The sequence below is a fragment of the Caulobacter sp. GW821-FHT12D05 genome, assembly GCF_058807295.1.
Window position 1 is genome coordinate 118,276 of the sequence record NZ_JBXAQO010000002.1, and the last position, 13,917, is coordinate 132,192.

General features: G+C 66.1%; 14 protein-coding genes. 8 read left to right on the plus strand and 6 right to left on the minus strand.

Annotated features, from left to right (window positions below; genetic code table 11):
- Nucleotides 1-51: 51 nt before the first annotated feature.
- Together AC1RRR_RS07925 and AC1RRR_RS07930 are read right to left on the minus strand one after the other, a co-directional pair.
- Nucleotides 52-489, minus strand: coding sequence for a DoxX family protein (locus AC1RRR_RS07925; protein ID WP_492811985.1), 438 nt, complete (start codon nucleotides 487-489; stop codon nucleotides 52-54).
- 2 nt (nucleotides 490-491) lie between these two features.
- On the minus strand, nucleotides 492-1,160 hold the full coding sequence (locus AC1RRR_RS07930) for a dihydrofolate reductase family protein (RefSeq protein WP_492811987.1): 669 nt from the start codon (nucleotides 1,158-1,160) through the stop codon (nucleotides 492-494).
- 598 nt (nucleotides 1,161-1,758) lie between these two features.
- Between AC1RRR_RS07930 and AC1RRR_RS07935 the strand changes: the two genes are divergently transcribed.
- Nucleotides 1,759-2,214 (plus strand): VOC family protein, encoded by a 456-nt coding sequence (locus AC1RRR_RS07935; RefSeq protein WP_492811989.1) that lies wholly within the window; start codon nucleotides 1,759-1,761, stop codon nucleotides 2,212-2,214.
- 116 nt (nucleotides 2,215-2,330) lie between these two features.
- On the opposite strand, the gene AC1RRR_RS07940 is transcribed toward AC1RRR_RS07935, so the two are convergent.
- Nucleotides 2,331-3,212, minus strand: coding sequence for a LysR family transcriptional regulator (locus tag AC1RRR_RS07940; protein ID WP_492811990.1), 882 nt, complete (start codon nucleotides 3,210-3,212; stop codon nucleotides 2,331-2,333).
- 104 nt (nucleotides 3,213-3,316) lie between these two features.
- Here AC1RRR_RS07940 and AC1RRR_RS07945 point away from each other — a divergent pair, with 104 nt between their 5' ends.
- Nucleotides 3,317-4,195 carry an SDR family oxidoreductase gene (locus AC1RRR_RS07945; protein WP_492811992.1) on the plus strand — a complete coding sequence of 293 codons (879 nt, stop codon included), beginning with the start codon at nucleotides 3,317-3,319 and terminating at the stop codon, nucleotides 4,193-4,195.
- 198 nt (nucleotides 4,196-4,393) lie between these two features.
- Here AC1RRR_RS07945 and AC1RRR_RS07950 read toward each other — a convergent pair whose 3' ends face one another.
- The 3 genes from AC1RRR_RS07950 to AC1RRR_RS07960 form a co-directional block, all read right to left on the minus strand.
- The gene (locus AC1RRR_RS07950) at nucleotides 4,394-5,407 is read right to left on the minus strand and encodes a FecR family protein (protein ID WP_492811994.1); all 1,014 of its coding nucleotides are present in this window, start codon (nucleotides 5,405-5,407) and stop codon (nucleotides 4,394-4,396) included.
- Nucleotides 5,407-5,982: an RNA polymerase sigma factor gene (locus tag AC1RRR_RS07955; protein WP_492811996.1), complete on the minus strand. Its 576-nt coding sequence runs from the start codon at nucleotides 5,980-5,982 to the stop codon at nucleotides 5,407-5,409. Before AC1RRR_RS07955 ends, AC1RRR_RS07950 begins: the two co-directional genes overlap by 1 nt.
- A 277-nt stretch (nucleotides 5,983-6,259) precedes the next feature.
- Nucleotides 6,260-6,874 carry a winged helix-turn-helix domain-containing protein gene (locus AC1RRR_RS07960; protein WP_492811998.1) on the minus strand — a complete coding sequence of 205 codons (615 nt, stop codon included), beginning with the start codon at nucleotides 6,872-6,874 and terminating at the stop codon, nucleotides 6,260-6,262.
- Nucleotides 6,875-7,215: 341 nt separating this feature from the next.
- Here AC1RRR_RS07960 and AC1RRR_RS07965 point away from each other — a divergent pair, with 341 nt between their 5' ends.
- From AC1RRR_RS07965 to AC1RRR_RS07990, 6 genes are all read left to right on the plus strand, one after another.
- Complete coding sequence (locus AC1RRR_RS07965) at nucleotides 7,216-10,341, plus strand: TonB-dependent receptor (RefSeq protein ID WP_492812000.1); 3,126 nt, start codon at nucleotides 7,216-7,218, stop codon at nucleotides 10,339-10,341.
- 273 nt (nucleotides 10,342-10,614) lie between these two features.
- Nucleotides 10,615-11,853 carry an epoxide hydrolase family protein gene (locus AC1RRR_RS07970; RefSeq protein ID WP_492812002.1) on the plus strand — a complete coding sequence of 413 codons (1,239 nt, stop codon included), beginning with the start codon at nucleotides 10,615-10,617 and terminating at the stop codon, nucleotides 11,851-11,853.
- A gap of 104 nt (nucleotides 11,854-11,957) precedes the next feature.
- A complete protein-coding gene (locus AC1RRR_RS07975) occupies nucleotides 11,958-12,377 on the plus strand; it encodes an organic hydroperoxide resistance protein (RefSeq protein WP_492812004.1) in 420 nt (139 codons plus the stop codon).
- A gap of 58 nt (nucleotides 12,378-12,435) precedes the next feature.
- Entirely contained in the window at nucleotides 12,436-13,188 is a 753-nt protein-coding gene (locus AC1RRR_RS07980) for a hypothetical protein (RefSeq protein WP_492812006.1), read from the plus strand.
- A 148-nt stretch (nucleotides 13,189-13,336) separates the two neighbouring features.
- Complete coding sequence (locus tag AC1RRR_RS07985; RefSeq protein ID WP_492812008.1) at nucleotides 13,337-13,714, plus strand: DUF1330 domain-containing protein; 378 nt, start codon at nucleotides 13,337-13,339, stop codon at nucleotides 13,712-13,714.
- 23 nt (nucleotides 13,715-13,737) lie between these two features.
- Entirely contained in the window at nucleotides 13,738-13,818 is an 81-nt protein-coding gene (locus AC1RRR_RS07990; protein ID WP_492813517.1) for a hypothetical protein, read from the plus strand.
- Nucleotides 13,819-13,917: the final 99 nt, after the last annotated feature.

Consider the following 13,917-nt stretch of genomic DNA (forward strand, 5'->3'; position numbering starts at 1 on the left):
CTTGATCTCACTCTATGGCGGTTCGGCAAGGATCGCGGCTTGCTCATCCGTTCAGCGCGCGCGGTCGACGATCAAGGACCGCCGCCGGACGAGAAGCCTTCCGGGGCCATGGACCGCGGCGAACAACATCCCCGCCGCGAAGGGGAAGTGGCTGACGAAAGCGCCGAGCTCGAGGTTCTTTGCGTCGGTCCAATGCGACGCGCCATGGAACGCGAAGGCAAGGAACAGGACGTAGATCGCGCCCAGCAGCATCATCTCGGAGAAGAATGCTCCGGTCGCGAGCGCGAGAATCAAGCCCAGCTCGAAAAGCGCGGCGAGGACCGCCAGGACCCACGGGACGGGGAAGCCCGCTGCGGCGATGGTCTCGGCGATCGTGGCGAACATCATGACCTTCGAGGCAAACGCCATGAGAAAGACAAGCGCGAGCGCGAAGCGGGCCAAGAGCGCGATCGCGTCCGACCATCGCGCTAGGGGGAGATTATCGGTCACGATTATCGCTCTCCCTCGCTCTGTTCCCTCGCCTCGGATGCGGCCGTTTGCCCTCTGGGCGGCCGTGCGATGGCGTAGCGCAGGTGGGTCGCCGCGCGCGTGGTGACGACCGAGCGGGCCTCCAGAGCGACGACGCGCCCGAACGCATCGTCGAACATGCGCGTGCCGCCACCGAGAAGAACTGGCGAGACATGAAGCGAAACTTCGTCGACAAGCCCGGCGCGCAGGAACTGCCGGCCGATATCGGCGCCGCCCATGATGCAGATGTCCTTGCCGCCCACCGCGACGCGGGCTGACGCCAGCGCGGACACGATGTCGCCGGCGAAATGGTAGACGCCATCGGGGATGGCGGCAGGGACCGTGTGCGAGACAACAAACAGTGGAAGGCGGGCGGCGCCGGTCGGCCCGTCGGCGCCCCAACTTGGGAGAGAGTCGTCATAGGTCCGGCGACCGCAGATTATGGCCCCTGCCCCGCCGACGCCGTCGGCCAACAGGCGGCGGTCTTCCTCGGTGGCGTCGCGGCCAACCCAGGCGTGGAGCGCTTCGCCGCCATCGCCGAGGATATTGCCGGGGCCTGGGTTGGGACCGCGCATGAACCCGTCCACCGACAGGCTAATATCGAATACCACGAGGCTGCTCATCGACGCTTCTCCTTCAACTGTGGTGGCCATGACGCGCTCCCGCGGAGGTCAGGCCGCCGGAGACCGCCTCTCCGTGCCGCCCTGAGCGCCCGCGGATGCAGGAGCGCGGCGCCGATCGGCGGCCAGGGCGAGACCGAGGCGGCTCGGCCCGATGTGGCGAAAGCCAATCCCGAATTTGCTGCAACCTCTGTCGACACCGCGTACATCCCTGTCGTCGCCAGGTTCGACAACGGTCGCACTAGAGAGGTCACATGGACCACTGCACAGGGCCATTTCTGGTAAAAACGAGTAGGCCATGAACCAGGCGTCCGATCTCGACGCCTTCGCGCGGGATCACGCTTCGGCGCCGCCACCGCATCGCCAACGTTGTGCGCGGAACTTGGCCCGGCGCGCCGATACCGTCGACGCGCATCCCACGCTTCTCAACCGTCTGGAGCTTAAGCGACGCAGCTTTCGTGGCGGCTGGCGCCGGCGCCAGACTCTAGCTTTCAACCAACTCGCGGACGTTCAGCCCAGCGCGCCTGCAGAGGCTAGGGCGCCCACTGCCTATGACTAAAGAATTCGATAGCGACCAGCCCACAGCGCGCGAATGATCCGGGTGGCGACACGCCGCCCCTGGGGAGAGAACATGACCAAGAGCAACCTGCTGCGGATGGACAACGTGGGCATCGTGGTGGAATCCCTTGATGATGCCGTGGAGTTCTTCACCGCGCTTGGCCTGACGTGCGAAGGACGAGGCGCGATTGAAGGTGAGTGGGCCGGACGCGTCACCGGGCTTGGCGATCAGCACGTCGAGGTCGCCATGATGGTCACGCCCGACGGCCATAGCCGCCTTGAGCTGTCGCGGTTTCTCAGGCCATCCGTCATCGCCGATCACCGCAACGCTCCGGTCAACGCCCTCGGCTACTTGCGGGCTATGTTCACCGTAAGCGACATCGACGAAACCCTAGCCAGTCTTCAAAAGCACGGGGCGCGGCTAGTCGGCGAAGTGGTTCGGTACCAAGACGCGTATAGGCTCTGCTACATCCGCGGCCCCGAAAACCTTCTCATCGGACTGGCGCAACCGCTCGCCGGTGGTCAGTAGCATTGGGCGCAGCGGCGCCATGAGCGGACATTGAGCGCAGCTCCAGAAGCAGACGTGCTCAAACGGACCTTCTGCTCTGAGCCAGAGGTGATTGCCCAACCCTCTTCCCGCAAGCTTCAGCTTAGCTCGACGTACCTAGCGAGCTCCTCAGGCGCGCCAGTTGGGAACGTGGCCTTGAGATGATCCAGAAAAGCTGAGACCCGCGCGCTCAACAGTCGCCGGGACGGATAGAGCGCCCAGAGCGCGATCCTGGATTCTGCGACCTCGCCCCAAGAGACCAAGCGGCCCGCCTCCAAATCGTGGCTGACCAGCGAGATCGGCAGCCGGGCAATCCCCACGCGCGCGCGCACCGCGTCGCGCACCATGATCATCGACGACAGCCGCAGCACCGGCTCGACTGCGATGCGGGAGGCGCCTACTTGCCAAGTCTCGGCGTCATTGGCCGCGCCGCGCACGACGGCCCGCACCGGCGCGCCGTCCATCGGCTGCGTCAGATCCGGCGAGGCTACGACCACCAGTCGGTCGTGCAGGAAGACTCGGCCGATCAGGCCCGCGTCCGGGTCGGGGTTCACCCGGATCACCAGGTCATAGCCTTCCTCGACCATGTCGACCTGGCGGTCGTCGGTGGTCACCTCGAGCCTCACCTCGGGGAACTGGCCCGCGAAGTCGGCGGCGAGGCGGCCCATGGCGGTCTGCGAAAACAGCAGCGGCGCACTGATCCGCAGCCGGCCGCGCGGCGTGCCGCCGCCGGAGGCGATCGCCGCGGCCGCTTCATCCAGCTCGGCCAGCAGCGCGCCGGTGCGGGCGTAGAGCGCGCGGCCCTCCTCGGTCAGCTTGAGGGTGCGCCCGCGCTCGAACAGGCGCAGGTCCAGACTGGCCTCGAGCTCGGCCACCCGGCGCGACAGGGTGGCCTTGGGCCGGCCGGCTTCGCGGGCGGCGCGGCCGAAGCCGCCATGACGGGCGACCAGATTGAAGTCGGCGAGGGCCAGAAGATCCATACGTTCCGCCAGTGAGACGAGGCGTCCAGATATAGCGACTATTGGCCCACTTGTGGATCGATCATTTCTCTGGGCGTCAAACCACTGCAACCCGGAGATTTTCCATGACCATCCTCGTCACCGGCGCTACCGGCCGTGTCGGTCGCCACGTCGTCCAGCAACTGACCGATCGCGGCGCCAAGGTCCGCGTCCTGGCCCGAGCCCCCGCCAAGGCCGACTTCCCGACTTCGGTCGAGATCGCCAAGGGCGACCTGCTCGACATCGACGCCCTGCGCGCGGCCTTCAAGGGCGTGCGCACCCTGTTCCTGCTCAACGCCGTGGCCGGCGACGAATTCACCCAGGCGCTGATCACCCTGAACATCGCCCGCGAATGCGGCGTCGATCGCGTCGTTTACCTGTCGGTGCTGCATGCCGACCGCTTCGTGAACGTGCCCCACTTCGCGGTGAAGTCCGGGGCCGAGCGGATGATCCAGCAGATGGGCTTTTCCGCCACGATTCTGCGCCCGGCCTACTTCATCGACAACGAGCTGATGATCAAGGAGGTGGTCCTGAACCACTGCGTCTATCCGATGCCGATCGGGGCTAAGGGCATCGCCATGGTCGACGCCCGCGACATCGCCGAGGTCGCCGCGATCGAACTGATCCGCCGCGACCAGGCGCCGGGCAAGCTGCCGGTCGAAACCCTAAACCTGGTCGGTCCCGACTCGCTGACGGGCGCGGACGTGGCGGCGATCTGGTCGGACGTCCTGGGCCGGCCGGTCGCCTATGGGGGCGACGATCCCAGCGGCTTCGAGCAGGCCGTCTCGGCCTTCATGCCCAAGTGGATGGCCTATGAGATGCGGCTGATGGCCGAGCGCTATGTCAGCGACGGCATGGTTCCGGAAGCCGGCGATGTCGAGCGCCTGACCGCGATCCTGGGTCGCCCGCTGCACACCTATCGCGAGTTCGCCAACGCGGTCGTCGCTGACAAAAAACAGGCTTAGCTTCTGCGGAAAATTGGGGGCGGCTAGAGTCGGCCGCCCTCGTGCCGCTTTGTTTGGTATGCGCCATTAGCTGACTTTGGACGGCATCCGGGAAGGCGACATTCAGCTGATCGTCCGAGCGTCGAAATAGGCCTATCCAGAAGGTTATCTCACGTTGACGAGATGGAACATTTGCCACCGCAGCTTCGGGCAAGCCGACTAGTGGTTGGCGACAATTTCCCATGTGCCGCGACCTCGCGAAACAAGCCGAACGTTGTGGAGCAGAGCCAGAGAACGTCCGAACCGTGGCAGGTCGCCAGCCTTGAAACGCCCGCTGATCCGCAAGGCGGCCACGGCTGGATCGCGCACGAGAAGTTGGCCGCCGCCGCGACTACTGAGCACCTTGGCGGCCTCGCCCAAGGTGACGTCGTGGAGGACCACGAAGGCCTCGCCCTGACCGCCTTCCAGTGAAGGACGCAGGGTGGACGCCACCACAGGCGCCTGACCGGCGCGGGCGATGAGTTGCTGCCCCGCCGTCAGAATCGTGACGCCCTCGCCTTCATTGATACGCCGTACGGAAACCCGACCTTCCTCGAGGACGATCCGAACTTCGCCCGACGCCAGTTGAACGTCGAACCGGGTTCCGAGCGCTCGAACTTCCTGATCACCCGCTTGGACCACGAAGGGCCGCTCCGCGTCATGCGTCACGTCGAAGTGCGCCCGCCCGCGTCGCAGCTGCACATCGCGGTGCTGGGCGGTCATTTTCACGGTTACGGCGCTGCTTCTGTCCAGGATCATCCGTGAGCCATCGGCCAGACGAACGTTCTTGGCTTCAGCCGCGTTCGCCATGTAGTCGCGCGTCACCGGAGCGCCCGAGGTCAGGCTTGGAAGTCCGCGTTGAACCACAAGGCCCAGCGTCCCGCCCACCGCGAGCACGGCGACCGCAGCGATCGCGGCCACTCGCCTCGCCCAGCCGGTTCGTGCCGGCGAGGCCCCGCGCGCGTCGACGCGGAGAGCGGCAAGGATCTCATCGTCCTCACCGCCTTCGAACGCGTTCCAGCCTGTGCGAGCGGTCTCCAGGGCCAGACGATGGGCAGGATCAAGCGCCAGCCACTCCGCCAGAATGTACGCGTCGAGGCCTGCCGCGCCGTCCGCATGGCGATAGACGAGCAGCGCTGCGGCCGCATCGGGGTCCATGGCTACAAGGCGTTCTAGGGTCAGCACGTCATGCATCAGGTCGCCCTTCCCCGAACCAGGCTGATGTGTTGGATCGCGCGCACCATGTGCTTCTCGACGGCGCTAATCGATATTCCGAGTTGCACGGCCACCTCCCGCGACTTTCGTCCCTCTAGCCGGTGCAAGACAAAAACCGTTCTCGTGCGATGCGGCAGGTCCAGCAACGCCAGGGTCACGGCACGTAACGCCTCCTTGCCAGCCAGAATGCGGTAGGGATCGAAGTCCTCGTCGCCATGGCGCTCTGGGTCGAATGCGACATGGGCTTCGGCTTTGCGGGCGAACCGGCGTCGGCCGCGGTCAGCCAGGACGTTCGAGGCGACCTGGAACACGAACCCGCTGAGATGCGCGATCGGCTCTGGACTGTCTCGCGCTGCGATCCGGGCGAAGACCTCCTGCACCAGGTCTTCGGCATCGGCCGGATCGGGCACCCGATGGCGAAAATAGCGCGCCAGGGCCTGCCGGAGCGGGCCGGCCTCCTCTGCGGGCGAGGGTCTTGTCACCTGGGCTGGCCTGTTGCGGTCGCGGGTCTCGCCCGCCTCCACATCCGTCGCCCAGGTGGAAATCTGATCCATCTCACTGAGGTCGCGGCGAGGCGCAAAACCCGCATGCATTTTCCGCGCTGTCCTGCGGAAAGGCGATGCTCGACGGGGGCTGTCAGACCAAACCCGACCCTTCGCATATCCCGGCGGTCCCCAGCGCCGTGTCCCCCGGCGCTTTAGTCGACGCGCCCCAACCGAGAGCAAGAGTACGCGGCCCCGCATCGTAACCCAGCGTGGCCTGTGCGACATGATGGATAATCGCCATTGGCGGACCATCCGGCGGATGAGGCTTCGTGACTTGCCCGTCGCGCTAGCGCGGGGCGCCAGGCAGGAGGACGCTTTGGGGGTCCACGGGCGATCCGTCGCGGCGCATCACCCACAGCTCGTCCAATACCGACCGCAGCAGCGTGGTGAGGATCTGGCAGGTCTGAGCGAGATCCTGACTGGGCGTCGCCGGGGGCGTCGCGGCGTCAAGCTCTTCCTGGCCCGCGATCCAGATCGCGCCCGGGACGTCTATCTCGGTCGCCATCATGTAGCCTCGGCCTGGCACGGTTTTCAGGAGATGGCGGTCTTCGCCCAGCGCCCGCCGCAGGCAGGACACCTGGAAGCGAAGATTGCCCTCGTCCACCGTGGTGGTCGGCCAGACGTGACGGAAAATCTCCGCCCTTTCGATGACGACGCCCCGCGAGCGCAGAAGCAAGTGCAGCAGGTCGAAGGCGCGACCGCCGATCTCGACCGGATCGCCGTGTCGAAGCAGGATGCGCGCGGAGGGCGACATCTGAAACCGACCGAAGCAGAGTGTCTCTGGCTTCAAGGGGGCAAGCGCGCCGGAAGGCGCCCAAGACGTCGACGTGCTTGCCGGAACAAGCACGTTTACTGATGCTCGATCCGGATCAACTTCGGCCGCTATCGCTCTGGCGTCCATGCCCCGCATCCCTCCTCAGACCTTGAGACTGAGGTCGGTCTCCACGTCGGAACCCGCACCCGATTTCTGAAAAAAGCTCTACGTCGGCTGTCTCGAAGACCGCGCCAGCGATCTGACCACACGGATCAATTGAGGAATTCGCGACATGGAAGGCGATCGCGCAAAGAATAGATAAACTCAACAACCAAACAAGAGCGGTAAAATCGTCCGGATCCGCAGGACGCTGAGGAAATAAATGGGCATCAGCGTTGAACTACAAAACTCTACTCGTAGGGCTTATTGCAATTCACGATTGAAATAACAGCGTTCGCTAAAGTTGACGCAAAATGCCATTCTAGCGGATGGGCACGCCTTGCCGCCTCGTCCGCAAGAAGTGGATACGCGTCCGGCATCGCCACGGCTATTGCGCCAGCCTGCTAGGCGTCCTGCTCGCGACCTCTCCGGCCACGGCTTCGCCAAGTGCGGTGCTTGTCGACGTCCGCGCGGGTCGGCTGGTCGAGGCCCTCAACGAACTGGCCCGCGAGAACGGTGTCGAAATCCTCTTCGAGGATAGTCTGGTCCGCAACCAGCGCACCAAGGCGCTAGCCGGGCGCGTTACGATCAGGCAGGCGCTCTCCACGCTGCTGGCCGGCACCGGCATGACCTATCGTGTGAGTCCTGACGGGGCTTTCGTGCTGGTGCGCCTTCCCCAACAGGCTCCTGTCGACAGCGACGATGGCGCCATCTCCGAGGTGCTTGTCATCGGTCGCCGGACACAGAACGCCGACATCCGCCGGACCCGAAACGATATCCAGCCCTATAATGTCATCGGGCCGCGCGAGTTATCGCTCCTCCAGCACGACAATTTCGACCAGCTAGCCCGGAGTCGGCTTTCCGCCAACGCCCAGGCGGCCTCACCAGGCCAAGGTGGCATCGCCCGCACGACGACGACTTCGGCGATCAATCTGCGAGGCGTAGGCGCGCAGCGGACGCTGGTGCTGATTGACGGCCGTCGACTGCCCGGTCTTCCAACCGTGGCTGCGGGTCTGGATCAGAGCGACCTCAACGCCCTGCCCCTGGGCGCGATCGAACGGATCGAGACACTCACCGCCACCGCCGGCGGCATTCATGGTCCCAGCGCGCTGGGCGGGGCCGTGAACATCGTGCTTCGCCGCGACTACCGAGGCGCCGACCTGACCGTGGTTTCTGGTCTCACGGATCGGGGAGACGCCGGCCGCTTCAGGCTGGAAGGTCGCATCGGCTTCACGCCGGACGGAGGGACCACCGACGTCATGCTTCTGGGAGCCTATGCCAGGTCGGAGCCCCTGACGGCCGGTCGACGCGATTTCGCCAGGCGCGCGCTGTACCGGGAAAGCACCGAGGATTCCGCCAATTTCCTGAACCGTGGCTCGAACGTCAACGCCGTCATCGTCCGCAGTTTGTCAGGGCGTCCCCTGCAGCTCGACGCCGCCGCCGGCGCCGTTCCGCTGGGCAGCGCCTACACCTTCCTGCCGCTAGACTTCACGGGCGACGCTCAACGCCGCGCGGCGGCCCTTGTCGCCAATGCCGGAAACCTGCCGACGGACCCGCCGCGCGGCGGAGCTGGATCCGACACCACCTTGCTGGCTGGAGCCGAGCTCGGCTCGGGCCTGATCAACCTCCGTCGCCGGCTCTGGAGCGGCGTCGAGGCGTTCGTGGACGGTCTCTATCTAGCGAACAGGGCAAGGGGGTCGGTTCCGACCGCTCCAGTGACGAGCTCGGTCCACGCCGATGCCCTTAGCAACCCTTTCACCGAGTCGGTGGCGTTCACCTTTCCGACGTCAGCGCTCCGCGACGATCGCGAAACCCGCGTGCGGACGCATCGGCTGACCGTCGGGCTCATTGGACAGCTTTCCCGCCGCTGGAAGGGTTCGGCCGACTACACCATGGGAGCGTCGAGCCTCCAGACCTTCCAGCAAACGTCCCGCTTCACCACCTTTCCAGCGACCTTCGCCTATGGCGTCCCCGGGCCAGGAGGCCTCCCGCCGATCTTCCCCCTTGCCGACGGCGCGTCCCTCACAGCCGCCACAGCCGCCTATACTGTCGATACGATCCAGACATCGCGGATCATCGACCGGTTCCAGAGCCTATCGTTGAGAGCCGCGGGGCCACTGGTCGAGCTGCCGAACGGTCCGCTGACCTTGACCCTGTTGGGTGAAGCGCGGCGCGAACACATGCCCGAAGGCGGCGGGCTCACCATTTTCCCAGACCGCACGACGGCCACGGTCACGCCCGATCGCACGCAGGTCGTCCACTCCGCCTATATGGAGCTGCGAGCGCCCCTCGTCCCACGCACCTCTCCCATCATCCCGCTTCGCGGCCTTGAGGTGCAGATCGCCGTCCGGCACGACGCGGTTTGGACCACCTTCCCCGAGAATGTCTTGTCAGGCGCGGAATTTCGCGAAGGCGAGACAACCATCCGGCATCGGGCCAATGTCTTCACGGTGGGCGGCCGCCTCTTTCCAGCCTCGTGGATGATGGTGCGCGGCAGCCTGGCGACGGGACAAGCGCCGCCCGATCTGCGGCATCTCCAGGAGCGGGCCGTCCCGGCTAGCTTCGACAATCCCAGCGAACCTACCGATCCGCTGCGCGGCGGCCGGCGGATCACTCAAGACGGCCCCTATCTGTGGGTTCGGGGCGGGTCGCACGCCGTCGATCAGGAGAAGGGACGCACGACGTCTATGGGCTTGGTGCTCAATCCCGAGGGACGCTCCGGGCCACGCCTGTCGATCGACGCTTCCCGCATCGACATCCGGGACGAGATCATCGCCTTTTCCCTCAGCCTTCAGCAGCTGCTGAATGCGGAGACGCAATTTCCGAACCTCGTCGTCCGTGAAGCCCTGTCCGCTTCCGACAAGGCCCAGGGCTACACTGCGGGCCGGGTTATCGCGCTCCGCACTGGCCTCATCAACGGGGGACGGACCGTCACTGAAACGATGGATGTCCAGTTGGACTGGAGCCTACCGCCCACACGCCACGGCCAGGCCCGCGTCTATGGCGCGGCCACCTGGCAGCCGCGATTTCGTGTACGCGACACCGTCGGTGGCCCCTTGATCGACCGCACGGGCTACAACGACGCGCCCTTGAAGTGGCAGGGTCACGCGGGGGTCGAGTGGACGCGCGGCCCGCTGTCTGTCGATCTGGATGTGCAATTCATCGACGACCGTCGAGAAGAGCCCGCCACGAGCCTTTCCGCGCTCAACGCGGCGAAGATCCGCACCACGGAAGCCAAGCGGATCCCAGCCCAGTCCTATGTTGATCTCGCACTCCGGCGCACGTTCGATCTTCCGCCAGGACACGCCGTGCGGGCCATCGACCTGCGGGCGGGCGTTCAGAACCTGTTCGATCGCAGCCCCCCGATCTTGGCCAACGCCAACGGCGTCGGCTACGACTTTCAGGGTGATCCTCGACGGCGTCGTTTCCAGGTCATGCTGTCCGCCAGGTTCTGACGCCCTGCCGGGCCCGCCCCCGCCGACCGCATCCGCCCTATCGCTATCTAACGACTGCTAACGAGCGCCCGTCGCCGCCGCCTGATTGGATGTCTGTGTGGCGAACACGGCGCGAATGGATGCGTCGAACGCCGCGCAGCGGCCCCGCTGGGGCCTTCTCGCGGAAGGATCAATACCGTGTCTGCAGAGTCCCCTCCCCCCACGCGGCGACGCCTGCTCGCCGCATCGACGGCCGGCGGCGTGTTCTGGCTCGCCGCGCCTGCGTTCGCTGGTATGGCCGGCCCCGCGGCCGTGGGCGGTCCGTTCGGGTCCGCGCTCACCCCGTCGACCGGCTCGACCGCGATCCGGCCGTTCCGGGTCAAGATCCCGGATGCGGTCCTGAGCGACATGCGCCGGCGGATCGCGATGACCCGCTGGCCCGAGCCCGAGACCGTCAAGGACCATTCCCAGGGCGTGCAGATCAACAAGCTCCGGCCGCTCGTCGACTACTGGGGCGGCGACTACGACTGGCGCAGGGTCGAGGCGCGCTTCAATGCCCTGCCGCAGTTCATCACCGAGATCGACGGGCTGGACATCCAGTTCATGCACATCCGCTCCAAGCACGCGGAGGCGCTGCCGCTGATCATGACCCACGGGTGGCCGGGTTCGCCGCTGGAACTGCTCAAGACTATTGGCCCGCTCACCGATCCCACCGCTCACGGCGGCAAGGCCGAGGACGCCTTCCATCTCGTGATGCCTACCTATCCGGGCTACGGCTTCTCCGGCAAACCCACCGACCAAAGCTGGGGACCAGAGCACGTGGCACGCGCCTGGGACGTGCTGATGCGCCGCCTCGGCTATGACAAGTACGTCTCGCAAGGCGGCGACTGGGGCGCGATCATCTGCGAGATCATGGCCGTCCAGGCGCCCCAGGGGTTGCTGGGTATCCACATCAACATGCCGGGCACCGTGGCGCCGGACGTGCTGCGGTTGATCCGCAATCGGGAGCCCGCGCCGGCTTCCTTCACTGAGGCGGAGAAGACCGCATTCAAGGGGCTGGAATACTTCTACCGCAAGGGCTTCGGCTATGCGGAGATGATGAATACGCGGCCCCAGACCCTGGGCTACAGCCTGGCGGACTCGCCCGTCGGCCTGCTGGCGTTCTTCTACGACAAGTTCGACGAATGGACTTACAGCGGCCACGACCCGCTGAAGGCGCTGACCCGCGATGAGATCCTGGACGACGTGACCTTCTACTGGGTCACCAACACCGGCACGTCCTCGTCGCGCTCCTACTGGGATGCCGCCCAGGGTAGCGGCGGCCCGTTCAACGCCTTCGACATCCAGCACGTGCCGGTCGCCGTGACCGTCTTCCCGGGCGAGATCTATCGCGCTCCGAAGGCCTGGGGCGAGCGGAGTTTCAAGAAGCTCATCTACTGGAACGAAGTCGACCGCGGCGGGCACTTCGCCGCCTGGGAAGAGCCGGACCTGTTCTCGGCCGAGCTGCGCGAGGCGTTCCGCCCGCTCCGCTGACCGCCCTATCGGAGCCTCGCCCCCCCGCCCGGCTCCGGTTCCGGCCCGCCGTCATTCCTCCCCCCTCGGCGGCGGGCCACCCCTTTTCATGAGGACTTCGCGACATGACCCAGACCGACAAGGTGCTCTACACCGCAAAGACCCACACGGCCGGCGGCCGTGAACATGGCGCGGCCCGCAGCACGGACGGCCGTCTCGATATCAAGCTGACCTCACCCGGCGCCCCCGGCGATGGGACCAACCCGGAGCAGCTGTTCGCGGCCGGCTGGTCGGCATGTTTCGAAGGCGCCATGGGCCTGGCGGCGCGCAAGCTGAAGGTCGAGCTGCCGCCCGAGACCGCGATCGACGCCGAGGTCGATCTCTGCCTCGTCGACGGCGCCTACTTCCTGCAGGCCCGCCTCAAGGTCAGCCTCCCCGGCCTGGCCAAGGATGACGCGCAGGCCATCGTCGATATGGCCCATCAGACCTGCCCCTACTCCAAGGCCACCCGCGGCAACATCGACGTCGTCATTTCGGTCGTCTGACCCCCTAACGACGGGCCGTAACGGCTCCGTCGTCTCGCCTCCAGCTGCGGAGCTCGCCATGATCCAACAGCCCCTCAATCCTCTCCTGGCCGAAGCGGTGGAGGCCCATGGCGGCTTGGCGCGGTGGCGGCAATTCGAAGGCCTGTCGTCGACGATCGTCACGGGCGGCCAGCTCTGGCCTCTGAAGGGTGTCCACCTGATCCCGACGCCTCGGCGCGCGGTCACTGACTTTCATCGCCAGAGGACCAGCGTCACCCCGTTCGGGGAACCGGATTGGACGATGACCTGGACGCCGCAACATGTGACGATCGTCGACGGCGCGGGCGCGATCGTCGCCGAACGTGACGACCCGCGCGCTGCGTTCGCGGACCATGGTTTCGAGACACCCTGGGATCCGCTGCACCTGGCCTATTTCAACGGCTACGCCATGTGGATCTACCACGCCGCGCCCTTTGTCCTGGCCGAGCCCGGCTACGGGGTGACCGACTTGGCCCCGATCGACCACGAGGGCGAGACGCTACGCGGGATCAACGTCCTCCTGCCGCCCAGCATCCACAGCCACAGCCGCGAGCAGCAGTTCTATTTCGGGGCCAACGGTCTCCTGCGCCGCCACGACTACGTGGTCGACGTCTGGGCGGGGACGCCCGCCGCGCACTTCGTCTCGGACTATGTCGATGTCGAAGGCCTGAAGCTGCCGACCCGGCGCAGCGTCTATCTGCGCAACGCGGACGGCTCGCTGCGGCGCGACTTCAACGCCGTCACCGTGGCGCTCTCCGACTACCGCCCGCGCAAGCCCGGCGAGCCGGACTGAACCAGCCAACCGATCGTCACAGCGCGGCGGCCCCTGGTCACGTCTGTTCCTTCCGCTCGGCAGTCGCCGGCGCTCTCCAACCTCCTCCCATTCAGGAGAGCGTCAGCCGCACAACGGGCCTGCGGTCCGTAGAAAAGGTATTCGCGCCATGAAGACTTACCTCATCAACCACCTACGCATTCCGGGCGACGTGCCCAACAGCCAAGGCCTCAGCTATCTCGAGCAGGTCGAGGCGACGGTCGCACCGTACGGCGGCAAGTGGCTCGCCCAAGGGAGTGGCGAAGTCCTGGAGGGCGCCTGGCCCGGCTCGGTCGTGCTGATCGAGTTCCCGGACCGTGACGCGGCCTCCCAATGGTACAGTTCGTCGGCCTACCAAGCGATCTTGCCCCTTCGGACCCGAAACGCGATCTCGGACGTCATCCTGATCGACGAGCTTCCCGAGGGCTTCACGGTCCAGGGCTTTGCTGCCGACATCCGCAGCGCCTTCAAGGCGGCGGGCGGCGTCCTCGTTGCTCAATCCCACTAGGCAAGGAAACGATCTTCGGTCCCGTGCTGTCGGTCAGCGCCTACGGCGACGATGACCAAGCGGTCTCAATCGGCAACAACAGCGACTACGGCCCTCACGCCTAAGTCTTCCCCCGGACATTTCCCATCCCCGCCACGAGCCGCGCCGAGGGCTCCACAAGATCAGATCTCGAAGGACCTGAAATGCGGATTGCAGCCCCCACC

Coding starts and splice junctions, on each gene's coding strand:
- AC1RRR_RS07945 (WP_492811992.1), top strand. CDS start 3,317: ATGACCATCCTCGTCACCGGCGCTACCGGCCGTGTCGGTCGCCACGTC.
- AC1RRR_RS07965 (WP_492812000.1), top strand. CDS start 7,216: ATGGGCACGCCTTGCCGCCTCGTCCGCAAGAAGTGGATACGCGTCCGG.
- AC1RRR_RS07975 (WP_492812004.1), top strand. CDS start 11,958: ATGACCCAGACCGACAAGGTGCTCTACACCGCAAAGACCCACACGGCC.
- AC1RRR_RS07980 (WP_492812006.1), top strand. CDS start 12,436: ATGATCCAACAGCCCCTCAATCCTCTCCTGGCCGAAGCGGTGGAGGCC.
- AC1RRR_RS07955 (WP_492811996.1), bottom strand. CDS start 5,982: ATGGATCAGATTTCCACCTGGGCGACGGATGTGGAGGCGGGCGAGACC.
- AC1RRR_RS07970 (WP_492812002.1), top strand. CDS start 10,615: ATGGCCGGCCCCGCGGCCGTGGGCGGTCCGTTCGGGTCCGCGCTCACC.
- AC1RRR_RS07985 (WP_492812008.1), top strand. CDS start 13,337: ATGAAGACTTACCTCATCAACCACCTACGCATTCCGGGCGACGTGCCC.
- AC1RRR_RS07950 (WP_492811994.1), bottom strand. CDS start 5,407: ATGCATGACGTGCTGACCCTAGAACGCCTTGTAGCCATGGACCCCGAT.
- AC1RRR_RS07940 (WP_492811990.1), bottom strand. CDS start 3,212: ATGGATCTTCTGGCCCTCGCCGACTTCAATCTGGTCGCCCGTCATGGC.
- AC1RRR_RS07935 (WP_492811989.1), top strand. CDS start 1,759: ATGACCAAGAGCAACCTGCTGCGGATGGACAACGTGGGCATCGTGGTG.
- AC1RRR_RS07930 (WP_492811987.1), bottom strand. CDS start 1,160: ATGGCCACCACAGTTGAAGGAGAAGCGTCGATGAGCAGCCTCGTGGTA.
- AC1RRR_RS07960 (WP_492811998.1), bottom strand. CDS start 6,874: ATGGACGCCAGAGCGATAGCGGCCGAAGTTGATCCGGATCGAGCATCA.